This window comes from Nocardioides sp. R-C-SC26 (genome assembly GCF_021246465.1).
In the GTDB taxonomy this organism is placed as follows: domain Bacteria; phylum Actinomycetota; class Actinomycetes; order Propionibacteriales; family Nocardioidaceae; genus Nocardioides.
Map to the genome: position 1 here is coordinate 1 of NZ_JAHRHK010000072.1, position 319 is coordinate 319.

1 pseudogene is annotated in these 319 nt (G+C 67.1%); it reads right to left on the minus strand.

Annotated features, from left to right (window positions below):
* Positions 1-245: pseudogene (locus tag KSO97_RS17485) on the minus strand (YihY/virulence factor BrkB family protein); the annotation flags it as partial.
* Between the last annotated feature and the right edge of the window lie 74 nt (positions 246-319).

Consider the following 319-nt stretch of genomic DNA (forward strand, 5'->3'; position numbering starts at 1 on the left):
GCCGGTGAGGACGACCTCGACACCGCGGGGATGCGGTACGTGATGACCGGCGATGAAGTCCATGGTCGGCCGAAGATGGAGGAGGCCAGGAGCAGCAGGGGGAAGATCGCGATGAAGGCGTAGTAGGTGATCGCCGCCGAGAGGTAGTTGCCCTGGACGTCGAAGAACTTGTAGATGACGGCGAGGGGGAAGCCCAGCGGAGTGAAACGCCGCTGCGTGCGGTCCACGCCCCCGACGACCCCCATGGGCTCAACCTACTTCTCGGCGACCCTCCCGCCCCTCCCCCTCGCCGCGAAGGCACCTGCCGTCAGCGGACCAG